The 8,461-nt window shown below is 71.2% G+C and carries 8 protein-coding genes; 6 read left to right on the plus strand and 2 right to left on the minus strand.

The features are described 5' to 3' along the window. Window positions 1-131 precede the first annotated feature (131 nt). Entirely contained in the window at window positions 132-782 is a 651-nt protein-coding gene (locus ACVCAH_RS07620) for a hypothetical protein (protein WP_447135323.1), read from the plus strand. A gap of 65 nt (window positions 783-847) precedes the next feature. Here ACVCAH_RS07620 and gabT read toward each other — a convergent pair whose 3' ends face one another. Continuing rightward, the gene (gene gabT / locus ACVCAH_RS07625; RefSeq protein ID WP_447135324.1) at window positions 848-2,122 is read right to left on the minus strand and encodes a 4-aminobutyrate--2-oxoglutarate transaminase; all 1,275 of its coding nucleotides are present in this window, start codon (window positions 2,120-2,122) and stop codon (window positions 848-850) included. 63 nt (window positions 2,123-2,185) lie between these two features. Next, the gene (locus ACVCAH_RS07630; protein ID WP_447135325.1) at window positions 2,186-3,622 is read right to left on the minus strand and encodes a gamma-aminobutyraldehyde dehydrogenase; all 1,437 of its coding nucleotides are present in this window, start codon (window positions 3,620-3,622) and stop codon (window positions 2,186-2,188) included. Between the two features lie 145 nt (window positions 3,623-3,767). Between ACVCAH_RS07630 and ACVCAH_RS07635 the strand changes: the two genes are divergently transcribed. The 5 genes from ACVCAH_RS07635 to ACVCAH_RS07655 all read left to right on the plus strand — a co-directional run bounded on the left by ACVCAH_RS07635 (window position 3,768) and on the right by ACVCAH_RS07655 (window position 8,363). After that, window positions 3,768-5,207 (plus strand): aldehyde dehydrogenase family protein, encoded by a 1,440-nt coding sequence (locus ACVCAH_RS07635; protein WP_447135326.1) that lies wholly within the window; start codon window positions 3,768-3,770, stop codon window positions 5,205-5,207. 1,237 nt (window positions 5,208-6,444) lie between these two features. Further along, the gene (locus ACVCAH_RS07640; protein WP_447135327.1) at window positions 6,445-6,663 is read left to right on the plus strand and encodes a hypothetical protein; all 219 of its coding nucleotides are present in this window, start codon (window positions 6,445-6,447) and stop codon (window positions 6,661-6,663) included. Next, window positions 6,660-6,830 (plus strand): hypothetical protein, encoded by a 171-nt coding sequence (locus tag ACVCAH_RS07645; RefSeq protein ID WP_447135328.1) that lies wholly within the window; start codon window positions 6,660-6,662, stop codon window positions 6,828-6,830. The genes ACVCAH_RS07640 and ACVCAH_RS07645 overlap by 4 nt, the downstream gene beginning before the upstream one ends. A gap of 50 nt (window positions 6,831-6,880) precedes the next feature. After that, the gene (locus ACVCAH_RS07650) at window positions 6,881-7,471 is read left to right on the plus strand and encodes a DinB family protein (RefSeq protein WP_447135329.1); all 591 of its coding nucleotides are present in this window, start codon (window positions 6,881-6,883) and stop codon (window positions 7,469-7,471) included. A gap of 220 nt (window positions 7,472-7,691) precedes the next feature. Further along, window positions 7,692-8,363, plus strand: coding sequence for an endonuclease V (locus ACVCAH_RS07655; RefSeq protein ID WP_447135330.1), 672 nt, complete (start codon window positions 7,692-7,694; stop codon window positions 8,361-8,363). Window positions 8,364-8,461 lie beyond the last annotated feature (98 nt).

The following is an 8,461-nucleotide window of genomic DNA, read 5'->3' on the forward strand; positions in this document are numbered from 1 at the left end:
CCTTCGTCCCCGGTCCGACGCTAGAACCTGAAGCCGACTTCAGGTCAACCTCGGGATCGCGGTGAACGGTGCAGCGCTCCCAGTCCGTACCAGGCGTCGAACGACACCACCGGACGACGGGAGAGACAACGGTGAGGGTGCAGCGGAAGCACGTGCTGGCGGCGGGTGTGGCGGTGGTCGCCTCGGCGGTCGTGGCGGTGGGCACCGGGCTCGGATTCGCGGACAGCGCGCCGGCGCGCGCCTCGGCGTGCCAGGGGTCGGTGACCTTCTCGGCCGAGGGCGGGGCGCCGGCGGCGACCAGCGACCGGTTTCCGGTGGGCACCCGGCTGCGGGTGACCAACCTGGACAACAACCGGTCCGCGACGGTCACCGTGACCGGCCCGTCGGGCAGCTGCGTGCTGCTCAACGCGGCCGCCATGGAGCTGGTGCGGGAGCCCGGCAAGAACGTGATCCGCCGCAACGTGGTGGAGCGCCTGGACGGCGGCGCGGCGCAGCCGGGCGGTGGGGCGGCGCAGCCGGGCGCCGGCCAGCCCGGTGGCGCGTCCGCCTGCCCGGGGTCGGTGACCTTCTCGGCCGACGGCGGGGCGCCGGCGGCGACCAGCGGCCGGTTTCCGGTGGGCACCCGGCTGCGGGTGACCAACCTGGACAACAACCGGTCGACCACGGTGACGGTGACCGGCCCGTCGGGCAGCTGCGTGCTGCTCAACGCGGCCGCGATGGACCAGGTGCGCGAGCCCGGCAAGAACGTGATCCGGCGCAACGTGGTCGAGGTGCTGCGCTGACCTGATGGACGACGGGCCCCTCGCCGTCCGGCGAGGGGCCCAGCGCCCGTGGGGCCCGCCCGGGGTCAACCGCCGAAGGCGGCATCCAGGATGTCCAACCCCCGGCGCAGGCCGGTGGCGGAGATGACCAGTGGCGGCAGGAAGCGCAGCACGTTGCCGTACGTGCCGCAGGTGAGGGTGAGCAGGCCGGCGGCGTGACAGGCCCCCGACACCGCCGCCGTGGCGACCGGGTCGGGGGTGAGCGTGCCGGGTCGGACGATCTCCACGGCGAGCATCGCGCCCCGGCCGCGTACCTCGGCGATCACGCCGGTGCGCTCGGCGATGGCCTGCAGCCGGGGCACCATGGTCGCCTCGATCCGCCGCGCGGCACCGGCCAGGTCCAGCTCGTGCATGGTCTCGATGCTGGCCAGGGCGGCGGCGCAGGCGAGCGGGTTGCCGCCGTACGTGCCGCCGAGCCCGCCGACGTGCACCGCGTCCATCAACTCGGCCCGCCCGGTCACCGCGGCCAGCGGCAGCCCGCCGGCGATGCCCTTGGCCAGCGTGACCAGGTCGGGCTCGACGCCCTCGTGCTGACAGGCGAACCAGTCGCCGGTGCGGCAGAACCCGGTCTGGATCTCGTCGGCGACGAAGACCACCCCGGCCGCCGTGGCCCACTCGCGCAGCGCCGGCAGGAAGCCCGGCGCCGGTACGACGAACCCGCCCTCGCCCTGGATCGGCTCGATCAGCAGCGCGGCGACGTTCTCCGCGCCGACCTGCTTCTCGACCATCTCGATCGCTCGCGCGGCGGCCTCCGCGCCGGGCAGCCCACCGTCGCGCAGCGGGTACGACATCGGCACCCGGTAGATCTCCCCGGCGAACGGCCCGAACCGGTGCTTGTACGGCATGTTCTTCGCGGTCAGCGCCATGGTCAGGTTGGTCCGGCCGTGGTACGCGTGGTCGAAGACCACCACCGCTGGCCGCCCGGTGGCGTGCCGGGCGATCTTCACCGCGTTCTCCACCGCCTCGGCGCCGGAGTTGAACAGCGCCGAGCGCTTGTCGAAGGCGCCCGGGGTGAGGGCGTTGAGCTGCTCGCAGACCGCTACGTACGACTCGTACGGCGCGACCATGAAGCAGGTGTGGGTGAAGCGCTCGACCTGCGCGCGGACCGCCTCCACCACCTTCGGGGCGGAGTTGCCGACGTTGGTCACCGCGATGCCGGCGGCGAAGTCGATCCACTCCCGCCCGTCAACGTCGACCATCGTGCCGCCCGCCGCCCGGTCCACGTAGGACGAGATGACGCTGCCGACGCCCCGGGCGACGGCGGCGCCGCGCCGCTTGTGCAGTTCCTCGCTCGACGCCACTGCGCCGCCTTCCGTTCGCGACTTCGGGGCTCGCAAACCCGGCTCACTCCTCGCGCTCACCGATCAGCCCTCGATGTTGTGCATGACGTGCTTGATCCGGGTGTAGTCCTCCAGGCTGTAGACCGAGAGGTCCTTGCCGTGCCCGGAGTGCTTGAAGCCGCCGTGCGGCATCTCGGAGACGAACGGGATGTGGGTGTTCACCCAGACGCAGCCGAAGTCGAGCCGGCGGGTCATCCGCATCGCCCGGCCGTGGTCCCGCGTCCAGACCGAGGCCGACAGACCGTACTCGACGCCGTTGGCCCAGCGCACCGCCTCGTCCTCGTCGGTGAACCGCTGCACGGTGATGACCGGGCCGAAGACCTCGTCCTGGATGATCTCGTCGGCCTGGCGCACCCCGGAGACGACGGTCGGCGCGTAGAAGTAGCCGCGCTCGCCGATCCGCGAGCCACCGGTGTGCAGCTCCGCGTGGTCGGGGAGCCGGTCGACGAAACCGCTGACCCGGGCCAGCTGGTTGACGTTGTTCAGCGGGCCGTAGAGCACGTCCTCGTCGTCCGGCGCGCCGGTCTTCGTGTTGCGGGCCTGCTCGGTCAGCGCCGCGACGAAGTCGTCGTGGATGCCGGGGCCGGCGAGCACCCGGGTCGCCGCGGTGCAGTCCTGCCCGGCGTTGAAGTAGCCGCCAACCGCGATCGCCTCGGCCGCCGCCGCCACGTCCGCGTCGTCGAAGAGCACCACCGGGGCCTTGCCGCCCAGCTCCAGGTGGGTCCGCTTGAGATCCGGGGCGGCCGCGGCCGCCACCTCCATGCCCGCCCGGGTCGAGCCGGTGATCGACACCAGCTGCGGGGTCGGGTGCGCGACCAGGCTACGACCGGTGTCCCGGTCGCCGCAGACCACGTTGAACACGCCCGGCGGGAAGAACTCGGCGGCGATCTCGGCCAGCAGCAGCGTGGACACCGGGGTGGTGTCCGACGGCTTGAGCACCACCGTGTTGCCGGCGGCCAGGGCCGGGGCGATCTTCCAGACCGCCATCATCAGCGGGTAGTTCCACGGGGTCACCTGGGCGCAGACGCCGATCGGCTCGCGCCGAACATACGAGGTGTGCCCGGCCAGGTACTCGCCGGCCGAGCGCCCCTCCAGCAGCCGGGCCGCGCCGGCGAAGAACCGGAACTCGTCCACCGCCGGCGGCAGTTCCTCGTCGGCGGTGAGCTGGCGCGGCTTGCCGGTGTTGCGGACCTCCGCGTCGACCAGTTCGGCCGCCCGGGCCTCCACCGCGTCGGCGAGCTTGAGCAGGGCCTTCTGCCGCTCGGCCGGGGTGACGTCCCGCCAGCTCTCGAACGCGCCGGCGGCGGCCTTCATCGCCGCGTCCACGTCGGCGGCACCGGAGACCGGGGCCTGCGCGAAGGCCTCACCGGTGCAGGGGTCGATCAGGTCGGCGTAGCCGCCGTCCACCGGCTCGACGTACTCGCCGTTGACGAAGTTGCGCAGCTTCTGCTGGTCACTCATGACTCGATCTCTCCGAAGGGGGGCCGGGGGTGCGGGTCTGCGGCGGTAATCGCAGTCTGTGTGCCATCTTCGCTACTGAATTCGCGGCAGACAAGGGTTCAGGCGACTGTTTCCGTGGACTGCTCGGTCGTCTAGGCTGCTCAGCGTGGAGCCCGTAGCCTTCTATGTCGCCGGCCGTCCCGCCCACGGCGAGGGTGAGCTGACCGTGCACCACCCGTACGACGGACGCGCTGTCGGTCGTACCACCCATGCCACGCCCGACCAGGTCGAGACGGCCGTCGCCGCGGCGGCCGAGGTGGCCCGGGCGGCCGCGGCCCTGCCCGCGCACGCCCGCGCGGCAGCCTTGGACCACGTCTCCCGGCGGCTCGCGGAGCGGGCCGACGAGGTCGCCCGGCTGATCACCGCCGAGAACGGCAAGCCGCTGAAGTGGGCCCGCGCCGAGGTCGGCCGGGCGGTCTCCACCTTCCGGTGGGCGGCCGAGGAGGCCCGCCGGTTCTCCGGCGAGCTGCAACGACTGGACACCGACCCGGCCGCCACCGGGCGGATCGCCCTGGTCCGGCGGGTGCCCAAGGGGTCGGTGCTGGGCATCGCACCGTTCAACTTCCCGCTCAACCTGGTCGCGCACAAGGTCGCGCCGGCCATCGCGGTGGGCGCTCCGATCATCGTGAAACCGGCCCCGGCCACCCCGCTCTCGGCGCTGCTGCTGGGCGAGCTGCTCGCCGAGACCGAGCTGCCGGCCGGGATGTTCTCGGTGCTGCCGCTGCCCAACGAGCGGGCCGCCGAACTGGTCGCCGACCCCCGGCTGCCGGTGGTGTCGTTCACCGGCTCCGGGCCGGTCGGCGCGGCGATCCGCCGGTCGGTGCCCGACAAGCACGTCACCCTCGAGCTGGGCGGCAACGCCGCCGCGGTGATCTGCGAGGACTGGAACACCGACGAGGACCTGACCTTCGCGGCGCACCGCATCGCCACCTTCGCCAACTACCAGGCCGGGCAGTCCTGCATCGCGGTGCAGCGGGTCTACGTGCACGAGTGGCTCTACGACGGCTTCCTGCCCCGGCTGCTCGCCGCGGTGCAGGAGCTGCGCACCGGCGACCCGGCCGACGAGCTGACCGACGTCGGGCCGCTGGTGTCGGAGGACGCCGCCCGCCGGGTCGAGGCGTGGGTGGACGAGGCGGTCACGGCCGGCGCGACCATCGAGGTCGGCGGCCGGCGGGAAGGTGCGACCTACCCGCCGACCGTGCTCTCCGGAGTGCCGGCCGACGCCAAGGTCAGCGCCGAGGAGGTGTTCGGGCCGGTGCTGGTGGTCGCCCGGGTCACCGACGACCAGGCCGCGTTCGCCGCGGTCAACGACTCGGCGTACGGGCTGCAGGCCGGGGTCTTCACGCACAGCCTCCAGACGGCCTTCCTCGCCGGGCGGGTCCTGGAGGTCGGCGGGGTGATCGTCGGGGACGTGCCGTCGTACCGCGCCGACCAGATGCCGTACGGCGGGGTGAAGGGCAGTGGCGTCGGTCGCGAGGGGCTGCGCAGCGCGATGGAGGACTACACCGAGCCGCGGGTCATGGTGCTGACCGGGTTGTCGTTGTAGTCGGTCGTCAATCTCGCATCTCTCCTAGGAGAGCGATGCAGGCAGGGCGGCCCCGGCCAGCAGGGCTTTCTGGAGACCGAATCCGGCGTACAGGTCGACTCGTCCGTCGCCCACCAGGTCGCAGCCCCAATCAAGGCTGCGAGCTTCCTGTATCTTCGGCTGTCGATGGGCATTGTTTGTCGTCGCTGGTTAATGTCTGACGCCCTGGAGACGCCCCGACGCCCTAGAGAGGCCCTGATCTTGACGAGCGGATTAAGAGTGCTCCCGCTCGGTCAGGGTCCGTCACATTAGCCACGCGCAAGCCTGCCGGATTGCTGGGTCACTCGTGCTCATCTTGCGGCCGGTTGGGGTCGCGTAGGGGTCACGGTCGCTGAACCCGAACAGTAGCCGGTTAGCAGTACAGTGCTGGTGTTCGCTGCGGTCCTTGCAAGCCAAGTATTGGAGGAGTGGTGGCCGTATGGGAGTCATTGCTGTTGACCGCACTCGGTGGGGGTATTGGTACCGTCGGGACTTGGCTGGGATCGCACATGCAGGCCAAGCAGGCCGCACAGGTACAGCGGGAGCAGCACCAGCGTGAAGATCGGTTCCGGTTGCACAGGGAGCGGATCGAGGCGTACTCGGCGTTTTACATAGCAGCCGGCCATGTGAGGCAGGTCCTTGCCGGAGATAGAACGCCGGCCGACAAACGCGAGGCTCGTTCGGAACTGTGGCAAGCCTTTACAACTGTCCTGCTAGTTGGCCATAGGGACGTACTGGATGCCGCCGGCGACCTCTTAGAGTACACAGATAGCGTCATAAACAACGAGCAACCCTTTGAGCAGGGCCAATACTCTTGGCTAATCCATCGCCTTCAATATACTGCCAGAACTGATCTTACAGGGACCAGTGATTTGATGGCTCCTCCGCAGCATCGCCCCGATCACCTAACGCCAGCACAGCGGTCGACGGGAGACTGACGCAGGTGAGGGTCACTGTGGACCGCACCTAATCGCCTGCAGCGCCACACTCCTCGACCGCGTCCCCTTAGTAGGAAGAGAGCCTCAGCCCAGAAGAGAAGCAGTCTCTCTCAGTAGCCCCGGACGGCCATCTGTGTAGGCCATCCTCTCGGTGTACGTCCGCGGCTCGACGGCATGCGCGTCGGATGTCGGACCTGGTGGTCGCAGCTATCGCCGAACCCTTGCTGGCGTCTGAAGTGGGCGACCCGGGCGAGTACGACGCGGGTCCTCGGTGGTCTCCCATGACCGCCCACGGACCGGTGCTTCCGATCTGGACCTGTGCCAGCTGCGGTGCGCCGTGGCCCTGCCCTACGCGCAAGCGCGAGCCGCGGGCGGAGTTCGGCAAGGCGCACGTTTCGTTGGCCATCTACATGGGCTCATACCTCGTCTGGGCGGCCGAGGATCTGGTCTGGGTGCCGGCCGCTGGCCTCCACCAGCGCTTCGTCGGGTGGGTGCGGTGAGCGTGCTTCGGCCGGGCGACGAGAAGTTCCACTACAGCGACGGATCGCACAAGTGGATCCCACCCGACCCCGATTACGACCAGGAGGTCTGGGATGAGCAGGTCCGCCAACACAAGCAGCGTCACTTAACGAACGAGCAGCCAAGATTCCGGCTGCGCCGGATCTGATCACGCGAAATGGCTTGCGAGCCTGTCGATAGCTGGGCAAGGGTCGCGCCATGGCTGACTCGCGTACGGATACCGACGCCGCCGACCGACCCGTTCAGAACTTCGCCTGGTCGAACATGTTCGTGCACCCCGACCACGATCCGCGTTCGGACGGGGGCTTCGACGACGAGCGCACCGTCCTGGTGGAGTACCTCCGCGACCAGCGCCTCACGTTGGAGCTCAAGTGCGCCGACCTGGACGTAGAGGCGCTGGCCCGGCGGGCCGTACCGCCGTCGGCGCTGTCGCTGCTCGGCCTGCTGCGGCACCTGGCCGAGGTGGAGCGGGGCTGGTTCCGGCGAGTGATGGCCGGCGAGGACGTGCCGAAGGTCTACCCCTCCGACACGGATCGGGATCTGGACTTCAACGGTGCGGTGGCCGACCCCGACGTGGTCGCCGAGGCGTGGCGGAACTGGCGGGCCGAGGTGGAGTTCGCCGAGCGGCTGGTCGCCGAGGCGCCCGACCTGGGAGTGAAGGGCCGGCAGCGGGACGGCAGTGAGATCTCGCTGCGCGAGCTGCTGGTCCACATGATCGAGGAGTACGCCCGGCACAACGGCCACGCCGACCTGCTCCGCGAGCTGATCGACGGCCGCGTCGGCCAGTAGCGGACCACAGTCGGTCGGAGACGAGCGAGCGCGAAGGACCGGCTCGGGCGGGCACGGACGACCGCCAGCCGGACCGGCATACGCTCAGGCGATGGCGCAGGAGGACCAGCGGTCAAGTCCCGCCGAGCGTCAGCGCGGTGATCGACACGGGTTCCCGGATATCGCGGTATCCAGGGCACGTGGACACCGCGATATCCCGCAACCGGAGTCGATCACGGCGGTGCTCGTTTCGCCGGGGAGTGTTGCGGAGGCGATCGCCGTACAGGACCGGCTGCGGCCGCTGGTGGACCTCGTCGGGCCGGGACCGGCCGCGCCCGCGACGGTGGCCGGCCTGGACGTCGCGTACGCCGAGAGCGGCGACCGGCTCGCGGCGGCCGTCACCGTGCTGGATGCCCGGACCCTCGCGGTGGTGGACAGCGCGGTCAGCGTCGGCCGGCCCGCGTTCGGGTACGTCCCGGGGCTGTTCGCGTTCCGCGAGCTGCCCGCCTTGCTCGACGCGCTGGACCGGCTGACCATCCGTCCGGAGCTGCTGGTCTGCGACGGGCACGGGCTGGCCCACCCGCGCCGGTTCGGGCTGGCCTGCCACCTGGGTGTGGTCACCGGCCTGCCGGCGATCGGGGTGGGCAAGACGCCGCTGGTCGGGGAGTGGAGGCCGCCGGCCGAGGGGCGGGGCGCGTGGTCGCCGCTGCGCGACGGCGACGAGCTCGTCGGGCGGGTGCTGCGGACCCGGGACGGGGTGAAGCCGGTCTTCGTCAGCGTCGGCCACCGGATGAGCCTCGACAACGCCACCACCCAGGTGCTGGCCCTGACCCCGCGGTTCCGGCTGCCGGAGACGACCCGGACCGCCGACCGGCTCTGCCGCCAGGCACTGGCCGCCGCCGCGTCGTCCTGAGGCGCCGGTCCGCGCCGCGCCGGTCCGCGCCGCGCCGGTCCGCGCCGTGCCGGTCCGCGCCGCGCCATGCCGGGCCGCGCCGGGCCGCGCCCGGCCTC

Source organism: Micromonospora sp. LZ34, from assembly GCF_052981855.1.

Bases quoted from the DNA above. Each gene is read 5' to 3' on its own strand.
- ACVCAH_RS07650 (WP_447135329.1), top strand. From the start codon at position 6,881: ATGGCTGACTCGCGTACGGATACCGACGCCGCCGACCGACCCGTTCAG.
- ACVCAH_RS07640 (WP_447135327.1), top strand. From the start codon at position 6,445: ATGACCGCCCACGGACCGGTGCTTCCGATCTGGACCTGTGCCAGCTGC.
- ACVCAH_RS07630 (WP_447135325.1), bottom strand. From the start codon at position 3,622: ATGAGTGACCAGCAGAAGCTGCGCAACTTCGTCAACGGCGAGTACGTC.